Annotated in this window: 12 protein-coding genes; 2 read left to right on the top strand and 10 right to left on the bottom strand. The window is 64.3% G+C overall.

The features are described from left to right. Nucleotides 1-77 precede the first annotated feature (77 nt). A complete protein-coding gene (locus ABFD92_17980; protein MEN6506430.1) occupies nt 78-1,406 on the bottom strand; it encodes a lactate racemase domain-containing protein in 1,329 nt (442 codons plus the stop codon). Further along, a complete protein-coding gene (locus ABFD92_17975; protein ID MEN6506429.1) occupies nt 1,406-2,263 on the bottom strand; it encodes a class I SAM-dependent methyltransferase in 858 nt (285 codons plus the stop codon). The genes ABFD92_17980 and ABFD92_17975 overlap by 1 nt, the downstream gene beginning before the upstream one ends. 284 nt (nt 2,264-2,547) lie before the next feature. On the opposite strand from ABFD92_17975, the gene ABFD92_17970 reads away from it, so the two are divergent. Continuing rightward, on the top strand, nt 2,548-3,396 hold the full coding sequence (locus tag ABFD92_17970; protein MEN6506428.1) for a class I SAM-dependent methyltransferase: 849 nt from the start codon (nt 2,548-2,550) through the stop codon (nt 3,394-3,396). A gap of 233 nt (nt 3,397-3,629) precedes the next feature. Here ABFD92_17970 and mmsA read toward each other — a convergent pair whose 3' ends face one another. Then, the gene (gene mmsA / locus ABFD92_17965) at nt 3,630-5,105 is read right to left on the bottom strand and encodes a CoA-acylating methylmalonate-semialdehyde dehydrogenase (protein MEN6506427.1); all 1,476 of its coding nucleotides are present in this window, start codon (nt 5,103-5,105) and stop codon (nt 3,630-3,632) included. A gap of 125 nt (nt 5,106-5,230) precedes the next feature. Between mmsA and ABFD92_17960 the strand changes: the two genes are divergently transcribed. Continuing rightward, on the top strand, nt 5,231-6,220 hold the full coding sequence (locus ABFD92_17960) for an alkaline phosphatase family protein (GenBank protein MEN6506426.1): 990 nt from the start codon (nt 5,231-5,233) through the stop codon (nt 6,218-6,220). 108 nt (nt 6,221-6,328) lie between these two features. Here ABFD92_17960 and ABFD92_17955 read toward each other — a convergent pair whose 3' ends face one another. The 7 genes from ABFD92_17955 to ABFD92_17925 all read right to left on the bottom strand — a co-directional run bounded on the left by ABFD92_17955 (nt 6,329) and on the right by ABFD92_17925 (nt 16,397). Continuing rightward, nucleotides 6,329-7,582, bottom strand: coding sequence for an alpha-L-fucosidase (locus ABFD92_17955; protein MEN6506425.1), 1,254 nt, complete (start codon nt 7,580-7,582; stop codon nt 6,329-6,331). Nucleotides 7,583-7,744: 162 nt separating this feature from the next. Next, a complete protein-coding gene (locus ABFD92_17950) occupies nt 7,745-9,454 on the bottom strand; it encodes a hypothetical protein (protein ID MEN6506424.1) in 1,710 nt (569 codons plus the stop codon). A 76-nt stretch (nt 9,455-9,530) separates the two neighbouring features. Beyond that, on the bottom strand, nt 9,531-10,619 hold the full coding sequence (locus tag ABFD92_17945) for a DUF362 domain-containing protein (GenBank protein MEN6506423.1): 1,089 nt from the start codon (nt 10,617-10,619) through the stop codon (nt 9,531-9,533). A gap of 13 nt (nt 10,620-10,632) precedes the next feature. After that, nucleotides 10,633-11,412, bottom strand: a complete 780-nt coding sequence (locus ABFD92_17940) for a sugar phosphate isomerase/epimerase family protein (protein MEN6506422.1) — start codon at nt 11,410-11,412, stop codon at nt 10,633-10,635. Nucleotides 11,413-11,540: 128 nt separating this feature from the next. Then, nucleotides 11,541-12,668, bottom strand: a complete 1,128-nt coding sequence (locus tag ABFD92_17935) for a hypothetical protein (GenBank protein MEN6506421.1) — start codon at nt 12,666-12,668, stop codon at nt 11,541-11,543. Nucleotides 12,669-12,734: 66 nt separating this feature from the next. Then, complete coding sequence (locus ABFD92_17930; GenBank protein MEN6506420.1) at nt 12,735-13,763, bottom strand: cellulase family glycosylhydrolase; 1,029 nt, start codon at nt 13,761-13,763, stop codon at nt 12,735-12,737. 96 nt (nt 13,764-13,859) lie between these two features. Then, nucleotides 13,860-16,397 carry a GH116 family glycosyl-hydrolase gene (locus ABFD92_17925; protein MEN6506419.1) on the bottom strand — a complete coding sequence of 846 codons (2,538 nt, stop codon included), beginning with the start codon at nt 16,395-16,397 and terminating at the stop codon, nt 13,860-13,862. Nucleotides 16,398-16,439: the final 42 nt, after the last annotated feature.

Here is a 16,439-nt window from a genome sequence, read left to right as displayed (position 1 = left end):
TTGTTGTTTGTTTCGGATTTCGAGTTTGTCGTTTCAATTTTGTTTTCACGTTGTGGGTTGTCGTTTCGGGTTTGCTGTCAGCTTTGCGCCACCGGGTAGCTCGCGCCGCCCCAGGGGTAGACGGCCACACGCTGCGGACCGCCGCCCAGCAGCGCGTCGGCCGCGGCGGCGGCTTCTTCGACCGTGGCGAACAGGGCGATACCGGGGAACTTCACGCCCTGCTCGACCAGCGTCGGCGAGACCATGAAGATCGGGTTTCGCTCGATGGTCTGCGTCGCCAGGCGGAGGAACCAGGACGAATCGCCGGCGATGTGCGTGACCAGCCGGTCGACCAGAGAGCACAGCGTCGATGGGCCAAGCCACTGCACGAACTTTCGCGTCCCCGCCGGCGAGAGCGGCCAGCGCATCGTCTTCATCTCGCGCAGTCCCTCGGGGCAGCGGGCCAGGCAGATGATCACGCCGTTGGGGCGCACGGCCCAGCGGGTATTGGGAATGCACTTGAAGCACTGCCACAGGTCCACGTCGCGTGGGTGGGCGTTGGTGATCAGCACGTCGGCCGGGCCGTTGGGCACCACGCCGCAGGCCACAGCACATTGCTTGATGAGCATCGTGTGCGTGGGCATGGGCGCCCCGGCGGCGATGAATGTCGGCAGGTCGTTGGCGTCGAGCAGGTATTCCAGGGCGAAGGTCGTTCCATGGCGCTGGTCAATGAGCTGCCCGGCGCCGTCGATGGCCGCCCGCATGGCATTGCGGTCGGGCCCCAGCCCCACGAGTTGGCGAGGCTTGCGGAAGACGCCAAAGCGATGCAGTCCGCGCACCGTCTTGAGCATCGAACAGCCCGGCAGCAACATCTTGTATCCGCCGCCGAAGCCCGCCTGCAGGTGCGGGCTGACCGACGAGATCAGGATGCGGAGGTCCGCATCGGCCACGCCGCGGTCGATCCACAAATCCACTCGTCCCGCCCGCCCCACTCGCACGTACTGCTTGGGATCGTGCCAGGGGTTGCATCGCCAGGCGATCCCGGCATCGGCACAGGGCCCGAGCTTCTCGCGCACCTGGGCAGCGGTCATCGGCGGGTGCATGCCAGCCGCGAATACGATCTCGACCTGGCTCTTGGGGAACTGCGCGTAGTCGATCTCGCGCAGGACGACTTGCAGGATCTCGCTGAGCGGACTGTGCCGCGTGAGGTCCTCGACGACGATGGCCACCCGCCCGTCGCGCCGCGCGGCCAGCAACCGCCCCAGGGGCAGACCGGACACGGGCTGGTGCAGCGCCATGGCGATGCGATCGCGCCAGTCGTCGCCGGCCGGTTTGAGTTCCGGCTGGGCGATCTGCTGCACCTTCCAGTGGTCGGGCAGCGAGAAGACCAGGTTTCCCTGGCCCCATGGGACCTGGAGCTGAGGCATCAGGTGTTTCCTTGGGCGGCGGCGGGGGCGAGTTTCTTGCCCACCACGACGGTGTAGACTCTCAGCGGTTCGGTGAACGACACGTACTGGCCGAAGCTCGCCTGCGAGAACAAGCCCTGCAACTGCTCGGGCGTGCGGTGGATCATGTGCAGACCGAACACCCGGCGGAAGAAGCGGTCGGTGCCGTGCTGGTTCGAGAGGCTGTTGAACATCAGCGCCGACCCGGCGGGCATGAGCTCGGCGACGGCCTTGGCGATCGAAACGATCTGGTCGTCCTGCAGATATTCGCAGATGCCCATCATCTCGACGATGTCAGTGCGGTGGTCGAGCATGTCCTTGATGTCGCGCACATCGCCCTGAATAAAATTGACGCGGTCGCTCAACCCGTGCTGTGCGGCCAGTTCGCGCCCATGCTCGAAGGCGTCGCCGCTGATGTCGACGAGGGTGGTCCGGCTGTCGGCCTTGGCCTCGCGCATGGCGTCCATCGTGATAATGCCCGGACCGGCGCCCAGGCACAGCACGTGCGCAGGGCTGTGACCGGCCTGCTCGATCAGGCGCGCCTCGAGGCGCGACGCCAGGCGCCGCCGGTTGCGCAGGGCCATCGGGATTGTCCCGCCCCTGACGAGGATCTTGTCGATCCCCTTGGGCGGATTGCCCGTGTAGCTGATCACCATGCTGCGCCACCCGCCCGGATCGGCCCAGTTCGAGGCCGCCACGTCGCTCTTGGTCCACTTCAGCAACCCGCGAAGGAGCTTGGCGGGAAGGTAGTTGCCTACCGGGTTTACCAGAGCGGCCTTGAGAGCTCGCGTCAGCGGTCCCTGTCGCTCAAACTGGATGTCCGCAGCCCATGATTCCAAAGGAAGTCCTTTCAAGGGGATTGCGGCCGTCATTATACCCCATCGTTGCCCATGCTTTCCAGCTTGAGCTTCTGCCGTATGGCATGGGCGTTTCATCCTGAGCCTGCCGAAGGACCCGCCCATGCTCCCGCTGTGTGGCATGGGCGTCTCGCCCATGCTCTTGCTGTGTGGCATGGGCGTCCCGCCCATGCTCTCTGACCTGGCCGCCACGGGCGAGACGCCTGTGGCGTGCATGGCCGTCCTGGCCATGCCACACAACCGTCCGCTTATGCTACACTACCGCCATGAGCTACAACTGCTGCATCTGCGACGCCGCCGCGAGCGAACCCCAAACCGCGACGGTGCATTCCAACGTACGGGCCTTCGCGTCCGAAACGTTCGCCGTCTGGCGGTGCCCTTCGTGCCGCAGCATCCACAGCCGCGACGAGGTGGACCTTGCCCCGTACTACGCCCAGTACCCGTTCTTCAAGCAGCATCTCAACGGCCTGCTGCGGGCGGGCTACCGGCGCCTGACGCGGCGGCTGCGCAGAGCGGGGCTGGCCGCCGGTCACAGCGTCATCGACTACGGCTGCGGCAGCGGCCTGTTGGTGCAGTATCTCAACGAGTGCGGGTTCAGCGCCGTCGGGTACGACCCCTACTCGGCAGCCCACGGCGACACAGCGTGCCTTGAGAATCGCTACGACTTCGTGATCGCCCAGGACGTGATCGAACACGCCGCCGACCCGCGGGCGGTGCTGGCGACGTTGGACTCGCTGGCCGCGCCCGGGGCCGCCATCGCCATCGGCACGCCCAACGCCTCGGGAATCGACCTGGCGCGGGCGGCAAAGTTCATCCATCCTCTGCACCAGCCATACCACCGGCACATCCTCTCGATCGAGGCCCTGCGCAAAGCGGGCGAATCACTGGGCTGGCAACTGGAGCGGTATTACCCCACGCCCTACACGAACATGCCGGTGCTCTCGCTGCCGTTCCTGCATCACTACATGCGCCATTTCGACGGCACCATCGACACGCTCTTCGACATGCCCCTGGCCAGCGCCAAGCTGTGGCTTAATCCCAAGACGTATGCCCTGCTGGTCGTTGGTTACTTTCTCTGCGATGATGCGGATGTGGTTGCCATCTTTCGTAAGTGAAGACTTCGTGGTCGGGGAGGGAAACAACCGACGACGAGGACGACGACGAGTACGATAATGATCTTCTTCGCAATGTTAGCGGCGGAGCTTGCTCCGCGCGGTTTCTGGATCGCGGAAACAACCGCGTCGAGCAAGTCGCAGATCCGCAGTGGCGGACTCGACCGCTAACGTAGGACGCTGAACAAGTTGTTTCGTCCTCGTCCTCGTCCTCGTCGTCGGTTTTTGTTTTCCCCTTACTCTTCGGGATAGAACCGTTCGGTCACGATCTTATCATCCGTGAAGAAGTTGACGATCGCCTTGCCCTGGGCCTTGATGTCGGCCCACTGCGAGGCTTTCATGCCGCCGAAGGGCAGGTACGCCACCGGGGCGGGAATGCCCACGTTCACGCCGATCATCCCGCACTCGGCCTCGAGCTTGAACTTGCGCGCCCAGTAACCGTTCTGCGTATAGATCGAAGCGCCATTGCCGTACTCGTGGCGATTGATGATGGCGATGGCCTCGTCGAGGCTGGCGGCCTGCATCAGCACCACCACCGGGCCGAAGATCTCCGTCTTGTGGATCTCCATGCCCTCCTTCACGTCGGTAAAGACGGTCGGGCCGACGAAGTGACCCTTCTCGCAGCCGGGAATGGTGATCTTGCGGCCGTCCAGCGCCAGCGTCGCGCCCTCGGCGACGCCCTTGTCGATCATCTTGAGGATGAACTGCCTGGCCTTGTCCGAGATCACCGGACCCATGAGCATCTGCTCGTCGGCCACCTTCGGGTCCAGCGGGTCGGCCACCACGACCTCGCGCGAGGCCTTGACGAACTCGCGGCAGACGGTGCGGTAGTTCTCTTCGCCCACGGCCACGATCGCCGAGGACGCCATGCACCGCTGCCCCGCGCAGCCGTAGCATGAGCTGACCATGTTGCGGATCATGTCGTCGAGCTTGGCGTCGGGCATGGCCACGAGGTGGTTCTTGGCCGCACCCATCGCCTGGAAACGCTTGTTGTTCCGGGCGCAGGTTTCGGCCACGGCCTTGCACGTGTGCGTCGAGCCCACCAGCGAGACGCCGACGACCTTGGGGTGTTCCATGAACGCGTCGGCCACGGCCTTGTCGCCGTTGACGAGGTTGAACACGCCTGGCGGCAGGTGGATCTGGTCGATGAGGCCGGCGATGAACTGCATCGTCATGGGGACCTGCTTGGAGGCCTTGACGACGTAGGTGTTGCCGGTGGCGATGGCGTAGGGGATGAACCAGAACGGCACCATGCCGGGGAAGTTGAACGGGGCGATCATCGCGAACACGCCCAGCGGCAGGCGCAGCACCTCGCCGTCGATGCCGAACGACGAGCCGACGAGCTTGTCGCCCTGCTGCAGCACGGGCATGCCGCAGGCGACTTCGCAATTCTCGAACACGCGCTTCATCTCGGCCCGCGCGTCGGGCAGGCTCTTGCCCATCTCCTCGACGAGGATGCGGGCGATGGTTTCTTCGTTCTTGCGCAGCAATTCGACGAGCATGTACAGCGGCTGCACGCGTCGCGACACCGGCGTGTGGCGCCACGTCTTGAACGCCTCAGCCGCCGCGTCGATGGCGCGATAGACCTCGGCACGGGTCGACAGCGGCGTGCGGGCGATGACCGCCCCCGTGCTGGGGTTCTCGACGTCGATGTAGCCGGTATTCTCGGCCTCGACCCATTTGCCGTTGATGTAGTTCTTGACGATCTTCATGCGCCTGCCTTTCAGGAAGACTGATCGTAGCAGGAATCGGGTCCGCAAAAAAGACCTGCCACAGAGGCGCGCCATCGGTTGAGTTGCGGTGTTACATCTTCCAGAGGTCTCTGAAAGGAATAACAATGAGAATCGCCGCCTTGTGTGTTGCGTTGGTCGCTTTGCTGGGAATGATCTCGCTGCTGGCCTCTGACACGCTTTCGGCCGCGCCGGCCGCCGACGCCAAGAGCAAGCACGTGCTGGTGATCGGCATCGACGGGTGCATGCCCGACGCGGTGCAGGCCGCCAAGGCGCCGAACATGAAGGCGTTGGCCGCGGCGGGCACGGTCACCTGGGACGGCTTTTCCGGTGGGGTGCTGGGCACGCCCTCGCGCCAGAACACCAAGAGCATGCCCTCGTGGAACAGCGTGCTGATGGGCGTCTGGTGCGACAAGCACCTGTCGATCTCGTACCGCAAGTGGCGGCCCAACCACGCGCAGTACCCCAACATGTTCCAGCGCCTCAAGACCGCCAGGCCCGACGCCAAGAGCGCCTCCATCGTCACGTGGAAAGAGATCAACGTCGACTATCGCATGACCCCCGGGGCCGACTACCAGGCCAACGGCAAGGAGGACGACGCGACAACCGCCCTGGCCGTCAAACACCTGACGGAAACGAACCCCGACCTGGTGTTCATCCAGCTCGACCAGGTCGACGGCGCCGGCGAAGGATTCGGTTTCTCGCCCAAGAGCGCCAAGTACATGGAGGCCGTCGAGAAGGTCGACACCCAGGTCGGGCAGCTTGTCGATGCCCTCAAGAAGCGCGGCACGTATGCCAACGAGGAGTGGTTGATCATCCTGGTAACCGATCACGGCGGGACGTACCGCGTGAACAAGGATCCCAAGACCGGCAAGGAAGTGATCAACGGCTCTCACGGCGGCGACACGCCGGAGGAACGCAAGATCTTCGTGATCGTCAGCGGCGAAGCGGCCCAAAAGCAGGTCGTCTCACCCGGCCCGGGCCTGACCGTTGTGGCCCCCACCGCGCTGCACTTCCTGGGCGTGACCTACAAACCCGAATGGAAGCTCGACGCCGAACCCTTCGGCCTCAAGGACTACACGCCCGCAGGAAAATAGTATGGAGTGCGGCAGCCTTAGCTGCCGCTTTGGAAGTTTTTGCGGTGGAGCAGAGCCTGCATCGCCCAACAACTGTGAAAGCGGCAGCTAAGGCTGCCGCACTCCATATTACGCGCGTCCCATACCTAGCTCCTGGTGCGGGTAGGTGGCGCACTCGAGCTTGATGACGGTAATATGCACGTTCTTGTCGGGGTTGGCGGCCGGCATGCCGTAGAGCGTCACGCGGTCGCCGACTTGTTTGAACTTCACCGGTTTTCCGCTGGCCAGGATGCTCGCGCGTTTGACTTTCGCCAGGAACCCGGCGATCACCGTTTCGCTGCCGATCCAGCGGTCGATCCAGTAATACGCGGTGTTGCCCTGCCGCGTCCAGTGGCCGATCATCGTCCAGTCGAGATAGCGTTTCTGGTCGCGCACGCGGCGTCCGTAAACGGCCTCACCGTTCTTGGCGAGCCATTTTCCGATCGGCAGCAACATCTTGTACGCGCCTTCGGGCATGGAGCCCTCGGGCGTGGGGCCAATGTTCAGCAGCAGGTTGCCGCCGTGCAGCGTCGCGTGGCGGATCATGTCCAGCACCTTGCGGCTGGTGAGCCAGTCTTCCGGCTGGCCGTAGTCCACATAGCCCCATTCGGCGTTGGTCTTCATGCACGCTTCCCACGCCTGGCCGTCCTTGGGGTCCATGTTCATTTCGGTGGTGGCGAAATCCTGCGGTACGAGCGACCGGTCGTTGATCAGAATGTGCGGCTGCAGGCGGCGCACCATGCGGTTGAAGCTGTCGGCCTCGATCCGCTCGGGCGACATGAGCGGCCAGGGGCAGTCGTACCACATGATGTCGATCTTGCCGTAGTTGGTCATCAGTTCGCGGACGCACCCGCGCGAGTAGTCGAGGAACCGCTTGCGGGCGGCTTCGTCATGCTCGCAGATCTCGCCGTCGGGATGATGCCAGTCCATGAAGCAGTAGTAGAAGCCGATGCGCAGCCCTTCGGCCCGGCAGGCGTCGACGTACTCGGCGACCAGGTCTCGCCCGGGCCCGCGCTGCGCGGCGTTGTAGGGCGACATCTTCGAGTCCCACAGCAGAAACCCCTCGGCGTGCTTGGCCGTCAGGACCATGTACTTCATCCCCGCTCGCTTCGCCAGGCGCGCACACTCCCGCGCCCATCCGCGTTTGGGCTTCCACTGGTCAGCCAGTGCCTCGTACTCTGCCGCGGGAATCTTCTCGCGGTTGAGCACCCACTCGCCGCGCCCCAGAAGCGAGTACAGGCCCCAGTGCATGAACATCCCAAAGCGGGCGTCGCGGAACCATTCGAGGCGTTGTTCTTTTGATCTCATGGCACTTTCTCGCTTAGAGGTTGTTGGGTGCGGCACAGAGACGCAGAGGCACAGAGAGAAGAAGAAGAAGAAGAAGAAGATAAAGAACAACACGCGAAGTCTGGATGATGTTTCATGATGCTTCTTCTTGTTTTTCTTTCTTCCTCTGTACCTCTGCGTCTCTGTGTCGCACGTTGTCTCCCGCTTTTCCTCTGTCTCTCATCGAGGCAAATCAATCCAGAAGGGACTGCACCACACGCACTGCCCGTCCGTCTGGCGGGCGCGCACGAAGTACCACGCCTCATCGAGCGGTCTGCCCCGGCGGTCGTCGGCCCATTGGGCTTTGAAGTCCAGACAGTTCTTCTCGACGGGCAGGTCCGCCAGCACGAACCCGCAGTGTACGATCTGCACCGCGGCGATGGGCGCAGTCCCGTGTATCGTGATCTCGAACACCGGGATGTCGGCGGCGGCGAGTTTGATCTCGCTGCCCATCGGTTGCCCGTTGCACGTCACGTCCGCGACGATCCTGGCGCCACTTGTGGCGTAGCATCTTCTCTCGTACAGCGCCCGAAAGATCGAGCCAGTATCCAGACTCTGGGATTGCACCGCAGTCAATCCGTTGCACGCGCCATGCCCGACGCTGGGCCAACCATCATGATTGTCTGTCCCGCCGGTGAACCCGAACCGGTATCCGCGCATCAGGGCGGTGCGGGCGCTGCCGCCCAGCCCGCCGCAGGCGATCTTCCATTGCTCATCGACCACTTCCGACTCGTAGCACCCGCTGCCCTGCACGATCTCGAACAGCCGCACTGCGCTGCGCTCGGGCGGGATCGGGAAGTGCATGGCATTCCAAAGCGGCCGCCCGTCCGGCCCGGACATGGCGCCGGTGTTGCGGTTGGTGTGGTGCGGCACGATGAGGGTCTTGCCCGGGATGCACAGCGACGCCAGGTGGTGCAGGTCGTAGAAGTAGTGCGGGCCCTTGTATCGCGGCCACAGTTCGCTCTCGAAGCGGTCGGTCAACTCCAGGAACGTCTCGATGCTGTCGCAGTAGATATTGGCGTGCCCGCCGCGACAGCCCAGCTCCGCCCCGATGATCGGGGCGAATCGCCCAGGCTCGTCGAAGCGCCGCAGCACGTCGGTCTGATATCGCGTGGTCAGCGGCGTGTAGTATTTGCCCGTCATCGCCATGTGGTCCGCCGGGCCTGCAAAGTCCAGCCCCAACTCGTCCCGCGCGCCGGTCAACGCTTCCGCCAGGTCGCGCTGCGCATCGCAACTCACGTGGCAGTGCCAGTGAAACTCGCCAAACCAGATCGGCGTCCCATCGGCGGCGCGCGGCGTTGCGTTAGATTGCGCAGTTCGCCCTTCTGCGTCCACTACCGTCACCCGCGGCCCGTCCGCTTGCGGTTTGGCGTCCTTTTCGCCGATCGCAGGATTCCCGTAAGAGTCGAAATGCTGCACGCGCACAGTCCCGTCCGGTTTGCGGAACGCCTTGATGCTCGCCGCCTCGCCGGCGACAAACCGCACGCCCTTCTCGTCACTGACGGGCGTGAAACTGCGACTCTTGATCCCGTCAGTGATCCCCGCCGAAACCGCCCACGTCACGCCCGCGGTGTGGCTGCTACCCATCTCCGGGATGTCCAGTTCCAGCAACGTCCCGGCGCTTAGGGCCTTGTCGGTCTTCACGATCGCTGCCGAAAAGGTCTCGGTAAAGAAATCCCAGTCCGCCACCATTTCGTCCATCGTCATGCGGTGCATGATCTCCAGCGAAGCCCCTTCCGCGCGCACGGCCGCTATCTTCAGCGACATCGCGGCGGTAAAGGAGTTTCCCCGCAGCCGCAGCAGCGCGCCGACCGGCACGTCTTCGGTCAGGCGCAACACAATCGCTGGGGGAAGTTTCTGGCCAACGACAATTGTGGCAATAGTGCCCACTGAAACCTCATTCACAGCTCTGCATGGGCGAGACGCCCATGCTACTCACGGGCGAGACGCCCGTGCTACTCTCGTGCTACTGGATCTCTTTCAGCTTGTACTTGGGGCTGCCCAGGCCGACCTTTTGGCACTCCTCGATCTGGATGTACGGGTCCTTGCCGTGGATCTGCTGGAACAGGTGCCCCTTGCCGCTGCGCTTCAGCGGCGCCGGCAGCGAGCCCTCAATGAAGTCCTCGGCCTTGACCAGGTCCAGGGCCGCCGTCTCTGCCGCCACGATGTCGTCGCTGGCGAGGATGCCGATGTCCGGCACGAGCGAAGGGGTGGTGAAGCCCCAGCAGTCGCAGAACGGCGTGATCGACAGCAGCGCCGTGACGAACAGCACATTGCCGGGAGCGAAGCCCTTGAGGCACTCGCGGGTGGTGACGGCCATGCCGTGCTGGAAGTAGCGGTATCCGCTCTGGTCGATGGTGATGGCGTCTTGGGGGCAGGCGAGCTGGCAGTGCATGCAGTACTTGCAGTGGTGGTCGAAGATGCTGATCTTGCCGTCGTTGAACGTGATGGCGGCGTTAGGGCAGTTGTCGCGGCAGAGCAGACAGCCGGTGCATTTCTTCTCGTCCCACTCGAACGCCGCGGCCATCAAGCGGTGGATGCGCCCGCGCGTGGGGCCGTCAACGCAGCCCATGGCGATGTTCTTGATCGCCCCGCCGAACCCGCTGTGCCCGTGCCCCTTGCCGTGCGAGAGCACGATCATCGCATCGGCGTCGACGATGTTGCCGGCCAGTTCTACCGTCTTCATCGTGCGATAATTTACGCGGCGCGAATAGATGTACTTGTCGGCAACGCCGGCCACCGGCAAGAGCTGGCAGCCCAGCGTCTCGGCGGTGTACCCGCGTGCTGCCGCCGCGGCCACCGCGCCGGGCGAGTCGGTCACGAAGGGCGAGCCGCCGGCGTCCTTGACGGCCTTGACCACGCGGCCGGCCAACAGCGGGTGGATGGTGGAGAATCCCATTCCGCCGCCGAGGTGCATCTTGATGGCCACGCGCTTGCCCTTGAACCGCTTGGCGGGGTCCCAGTCAGCCATCATGCGATCGAGCAGCGCGGGCAGGGTGGCTTCGGCGCGGAGTTCCTTGGGGCGGGCAGAAGCAAACGTCACTTTGGCGGGCATCACAAAATCCTCTCTAACTAGCGGAGGCCAGCGTCTTCATCGCGGCCAATGCGACCGGCAGGTCGGCCTCCGGATTGTTCATCTTTCCCTCGATCGATACGCGGGCGTTATACCCGATCTTGTTCAAGGCGGCGAAAAACTCTTTCATTTTTTCGCACGGCTCCAGGCCCGGGGCCAGACGGTTAGGCGTGGTAGCCACGTGCGCATGCACCAGAAGCGCCGCGTGGTCGGTGATGTCGCCGACGGGCAAGTCGTCGCGCCCCCAGTGATGGCCGTCGACCAGTACGCGAAAAGCCGGATGATTGATCCGCTGCATTACGTGGACCGCCTCGGCTACGGAGTTGATCATGTTGCACTCGCGGCTGTTAAGGGGCTCTAGTGCCACGGTCAGACCATGCCGCCCGGCCAGGTCGGCCAGCACGCCGCCGAAGTCGACGATCTGGTCGAGGGCCTTATCGCGATCGAAACCATCCCTCACGTCCCGAACGCCGCCGGAGCCGAAGACCACCATCTTCACTTGCGCCCGCGCGGCCCGCTCGATCACCGTGGCCGCGTATCGCTCAAGGGCCGCCGGATCGGCGCCGGGGCCGGTGATGCGAATGTCGCCGCGCATGAGGCCGTTGAGGGCCTCGCAAGGAATGGGCGCCGCCTTGACCTGCGCCAGCACTCTACTGAAGGCAGCCTCGTCCTGTTCCGGCACGCAGACCACAGCCACGCGACCTTCAAAGTAATCGAAACCCGCCTTCGCCGCCGCATCGACCAGGTCCAAGTCGCAGCAGATTCCCAATCGCATGTTCTTCTCCTGTGGCACTGGGCGTCTTGCCCATGCTCCCATGTGGCATGGCCGTCTCGGCCGTGCAGGCACGGGCGTGACGCCCGTGCCACTGAAGATGCATGGGCGGGACGCCCATGCCACACAGCCTATAACCAACCGGTCATCTGGGCCAGAAGGCGACAGTAATCCACAAACGCCGGCCATGGGACGTCGGCCGGCACGGCGTGGTCGCAACCGGGGATGAACCCGCCGCTTCGCACGACCGGTTCGAGGCGGGCCAGTTCGTCGCGAATCGTCCGGCCGCCCTTGGCGATAGCGCGCTTGTCGACGCCCATGCGGAACGCCATCGCCTTGCCGTAGCGGTCGCGATATTCGTTGATGTCGTTCAGGGCCGCCACCTCGATCGGGTCGCAGACGTTCACGCCCGACTCGATCCAGATCGGGATCAACTCGCCGACGAATCCGTCGCTGTCGACGTCGATCAGCGGCACGCCCGCCGACCGGGCGGCGGCAGACCACTCGCGCCAGCTCGGGGCGCAGAACGCCCGCGTCATCGCCGGCGAGATCATCGCCTTGGCTTTGTACGCCATGTCTTCATTAATGTAGATAGCGTCGGGGACGATGTGCTTGAAGATCCGCCCGAGCATCGCCGATACGAAGGTCTTCCAGAACTCTGCCATCTCGGCCACCAGGTCCGGCTGATCGAGCATCATCATGCACAGGCCTTCGAAGCCGCACCATTCGCGCAGTTGCCAGAAAGGCCCGGAGAAGTGAACGGTCAGCAGCCAGTCGCGCACGGCGGCGCGGGCACACCGGTCGGTGAAGTCTGCCGGAAAACGTCCCGGCGCGTCGAGATCGTAGCGGACCTTCATCGCGTCCCAGTCGTCGCGGTTCTCGACGGGGCACTTGATCCATCGTCGCGTGCAGAAATCGCGGGCCGTGCGCAGGTACGTCACGTCGAAGCGGTCGGAAATCTCGCAGATGTTGCCCTTCCAGTCCTGGACAATGTAGTGCCCGTCCTTGTGATCGAGCACTTCCTCCTGGAACTGCGGGATCATGCGAAAATCCGCGCCCAGATCGACGAACGGAGCGACCGACCGGTCCGGCCCGATGCCGATCTGCTCCCAGAGGTATTCGTAGGCGTTGACGTTCTCGGGCAGGCCCTCGCTATACCACCGCGCGACCGTCGACTGCCGCCCCCAGCCCGGTTCAAACGGAATGCGCCCGGTGTTCTTGAACGTCAGCGTGTCGATGTATCGCTGTCGTGGCGTCACATTGTAATCCTCTCGCGCGGCGCCGGGAAGAAACCGCGTGGGGCAAGCCCCGCCGCTAACAGCACCTCATCGTCCGGTTGCTTTGTGCAGGGCTTCGATCTCCGCCGGGTCATACGGCGTGCCATCTTTGCGCAGCACGTCGTGGTGCCAGGCATCGGGTTCCATCGTGCGCGTGGGGTTGTTCCAGGGCAGGAACGTCTGCGTGCGGCCGGCGACCAAGCCCCAGTTGTAGCAGCCGACGCGATGCTCCTTCCACATCGGCAAGTGCGTCTGGAAAAGGCTCTCCATCGTCGCGCGGGCCATCCACTCGGTGCAGATCATCGGCCGCCCGAGCGTCTTGAAGCTCAGCACGCACGCCAGCGCTTCCTTGAATGGCATGTAGCAGTGGAAGCTCACCACGTCGCTGCGGGTAAGCATGATGCGGCTGCACTCGTCCTTGGCCTGGATCTGCTCGACATCGTCCACGCCAGGGCCTTTGAACGCGCCCACGGTCAGCGGCTGGCTGGGGCGGACGGCCTGGGCCCAGTCGAAGGTGGCCGTCAGCAGCGATCGCGAATCGAACTGCTCGCCGGCGGCGCCGGGCTCGTTGTACAGGTCCCACACGACGACGCGCGGGTCGTCGGCGAAGCGGCTGATCATGTCGGTGATGTACTGTTCGAGCAAGGGGCGCTTGGCGGGGTCTTCGCCGATGGCCTTGCCCGGGCTGGGCACCCAGCCGCTGTTATGTACGCCGACGGCCGGGTCGTCCTGCTTTCCCACGCGCGGCTGCTTGCCCGAGAACAGGCAGTCGTCGAAGAGCACGGGCATGACCGTCATGCCGTTGGCGTCGGCGATCTCCAGCACGCGCTCGAAACGCTGCATGAACCCGGCCGGGTCGGCTTCCCACACAACGTACTGCAGGAAGACGCGGATCGAGTTGAACCCGATAGCCGCCGCCCAGCCCAACTCGCGGGCGATGGTCGGCTCGTCGAAACTCTCCCCCTGCCACATCTCGACGTCGTTGATCGCGGTGCTGGGCAGGAAGTTGCACCCGACCAGCCACGGGGTCTTGTCATACCACTTCCACGCCTGCTCGTTTGACCATTGTTTGCCCATAATCTTCTCCTATATGGAGTGCGGTAGCGAAGCTACCGCTTTGGCTGTTGTTTGTCGGGGAATTCTCACGCAACCCAAAAACATCCAAAGCGGCAGCTAAGGCTGCCGCACTCCATAGTTCGCCTTGATCGTCTTGCCCGCGCGAAGGTCGCGCAGCGTCTTGAAGGACACTTCACCAAGACCCATCAGCTCCAGCGCCTTGAGCTTCAGCTTTCCGCCCAGCACCTTCAGCTCAACAGTCATCGCGCCGCGTTTGCGCGAGATCGCGCACCTGCCCCAGGCGTATCCGGTCGACCAGAAGTGCTGGCCTGCCTTGGCGGCGAAGGTCATCTTACCGGTGATGGCCGAATAAAGGAAACCCGTCAGCGCCGGAACGGCCGCCCATGACGCCATGGCTCGCGCGTAGTGATGCCCGCACTCGGCTTCGTCGAAGGGGCTCCTCTTGCGGCCGTCATAGCGGTCGCGGATATCCTGGATGCACTGCAGCCCCTTGGCCGTCATGCCTTCCTGGATCATGTTGATCGCCGCGACATATTCGAAGCCGGTCATCACCTCGGTGAAGTACGGGAACGGCTGCGTCGGGCGGCTGTACGGGTAGGCAGCCATAAGCATGGCGGCCTCGTCGCCGACGACGTATCCGCGCATGCAGTTGAAGTGGTCGCGGAAGCTGTCGCGGCGGTTGTATTTGAGGATGCTGGCCAGCGTCTTGCGGATGTGGGCGGGCTTGACGAGGTAGCCCAGCCCGCACACGTGAGCCATGAACTGCCCGACGAGCTGATCGACCAGGCAGCCCTCGCCGAGCTGGCGCGTTAGTTCGTCGGGCTTCTTGACGCCGGGGAAGCCGCCGGTGCCGGCCCGCACATCCTCGGGCTTTTTCGGCACGCGGATCTCGTGAATGTAATACTCGCCGTTGAACAGGTTGGCGTCGATCCAGCGGCTGCCGCGCGTGAAGAGGTCGCCACACGTGGCGGCGAAGGCTTCGTCGCCCACGCGGCGGGCCATCTCCTCGCCGGCCCGCAGCGCGCCCAGGTACCACAGCCCCATCTGGGGATTAGGGCCGAAGTACTCGCAGTCCATCGTGTTGTGCTGGCTGCCTTCCATCACGCCGTCCTTGTCGGCGTCCCATCCGCCCGGCAGCCAGCAGAACTCCAGGGCTTTCTTGACCTTGGGCCAGAGGCGATTGAGCATCGCGTCGTCGCCGCTGAGCTGCCAGTCGCGGTACATCTTCATGATGCAGCCCATCTGCCCGTCGGCCGCCCCCCAGGCGGTCTCGGTCGCCCGCTGCAGGGGCAGGTTCACGCGGAAGCTCATGAGGCCGTCGGCGTTGGTGGCGTGGGCGAACTCGACGTCGCGCATCGTCGCGGCCAGGCCGCCGAACAGCAGCGGCGTGGCAAGCTCGTAGTTCCACACGTGCGTACACGATCCGTGGCAGCAGCCGCATGCGTCGGAGCAGCCCTCGAAGCCGTATAGCCGCCCGTCCGGCGTGCGGAAAGTCGTCTGGCTGCGAAGCGTGCTGAGGTTGAACAGGGCGGCCTCTTTCACAGTGGCCGGCAGATCGCTGTCGCAGAAGGTCCGCACGAACTGCACCGTGTCGCGCTCGAGGGCCGGCAGGGCGCGGGCGGTCTTCTCGGCGGCGTCCCACGCGTCCTTGTATTGCTCGGTGTAATAGTTGCCGATGGTGTTTCCGCAGGAGCACGCGCCTTCCTTGCAGGGCGTCCACGTCTGGCGGTTGGGATAGTGCCAGGTGATCAGGAACGTCACCTCGCGGGTGGACTTGGCCGGCACGGTCAGTGGCACGGCCAGGGCGCCCATCGGCCCTTCGACGTTGCCCGGTTCGGGGTTGTCCAGCCGCCCGTCGTTTTTGAAATCTTCCCAGAACTTCAGGACATAGTTGCCCTTGAGCGGGTCGGACTCGCTGAGCCAGTAGCTCAGGTCGCCGCCGGCCGTCGTCGTCAGGGCCATCGTGCCCCACCGCTCGTCGGCGGGATCGATGCCTTGCGAGTCCATGAAGATCCCGCGCACGGCCTTGCTCTTGCGGAAGCGATTGCGGTTGCCCTTGGTCGCACCGCCGGATTTGTCCAGCCCGATGTAGTTGATCATCACGCCGCAGAGCGAGGCCTTGATGGGCTTGCCAGTCGGATTGGTCAGCACGTAGCGCATGACGGCCACGGGGATCCCGCTGGCGTCGGCGTCGCAGGGCACCAGCGGATTGAACGACTCCAGCCGCACCTGCAGCGGTATGGACTCGTCAGCCAGCGCGACCTGCGCCAAGGGGTACGCAGCCGCGAACGTGCTGTGGGCGAAGCGCGGGTAGCCGTGATTGGCGGCCGTGCAGCCCGAGGCGCTCTCGTATTCGGCCGGGTCGATGGGTCCTTCGAGCAGCCGCGTGACGGCCTTGCCATCGGTGGTTTGCGCCCGCAGCAGAAATAGCGGGTACGTCACGAAGTAATGCGTGAACGGGCGAAAGCCCTTACCGGGTCGGTTGGTGAGTTCCCAGTCGCGCAGATCGCCGCGCCCGCCCAACGACACGGTGCCCGTGCCGATGCCGCCCAGCGGCATGGCGATGCGGAACTGGTGCGCCTCGTCGTAGGTCTTGAGTACGGGCCAATTCGGATTGAACTTCGGTTTATGCATGTTGCTCCTTTTGGAGTGCGGCAGCCTTAGCTGCCGCTTTGG

This window comes from Planctomycetaceae bacterium (genome assembly GCA_039680605.1).
GTDB lineage: Bacteria > Planctomycetota > Phycisphaerae > SM23-33 > SM23-33 > JAJFUU01.
This window is presented reverse-complemented; position numbering and strand designations above follow the sequence as displayed.

Excerpts from the sequence above, each read along its gene's own strand:
- ABFD92_17980 (MEN6506430.1), bottom strand. The coding sequence starts at position 1,406 with ATGCCTCAGCTCCAGGTCCCATGGGGCCAGGGAAACCTGGTCTTCTCG.
- ABFD92_17970 (MEN6506428.1), top strand. The coding sequence starts at position 2,548 with ATGAGCTACAACTGCTGCATCTGCGACGCCGCCGCGAGCGAACCCCAA.
- mmsA (MEN6506427.1), bottom strand. The coding sequence starts at position 5,105 with ATGAAGATCGTCAAGAACTACATCAACGGCAAATGGGTCGAGGCCGAG.
- ABFD92_17960 (MEN6506426.1), top strand. The coding sequence starts at position 5,231 with ATGAGAATCGCCGCCTTGTGTGTTGCGTTGGTCGCTTTGCTGGGAATG.
- ABFD92_17945 (MEN6506423.1), bottom strand. The coding sequence starts at position 10,619 with ATGCCCGCCAAAGTGACGTTTGCTTCTGCCCGCCCCAAGGAACTCCGC.
- ABFD92_17940 (MEN6506422.1), bottom strand. The coding sequence starts at position 11,412 with ATGCGATTGGGAATCTGCTGCGACTTGGACCTGGTCGATGCGGCGGCG.
- ABFD92_17930 (MEN6506420.1), bottom strand. The coding sequence starts at position 13,763 with ATGGGCAAACAATGGTCAAACGAGCAGGCGTGGAAGTGGTATGACAAG.
- ABFD92_17925 (MEN6506419.1), bottom strand. The coding sequence starts at position 16,397 with ATGCATAAACCGAAGTTCAATCCGAATTGGCCCGTACTCAAGACCTAC.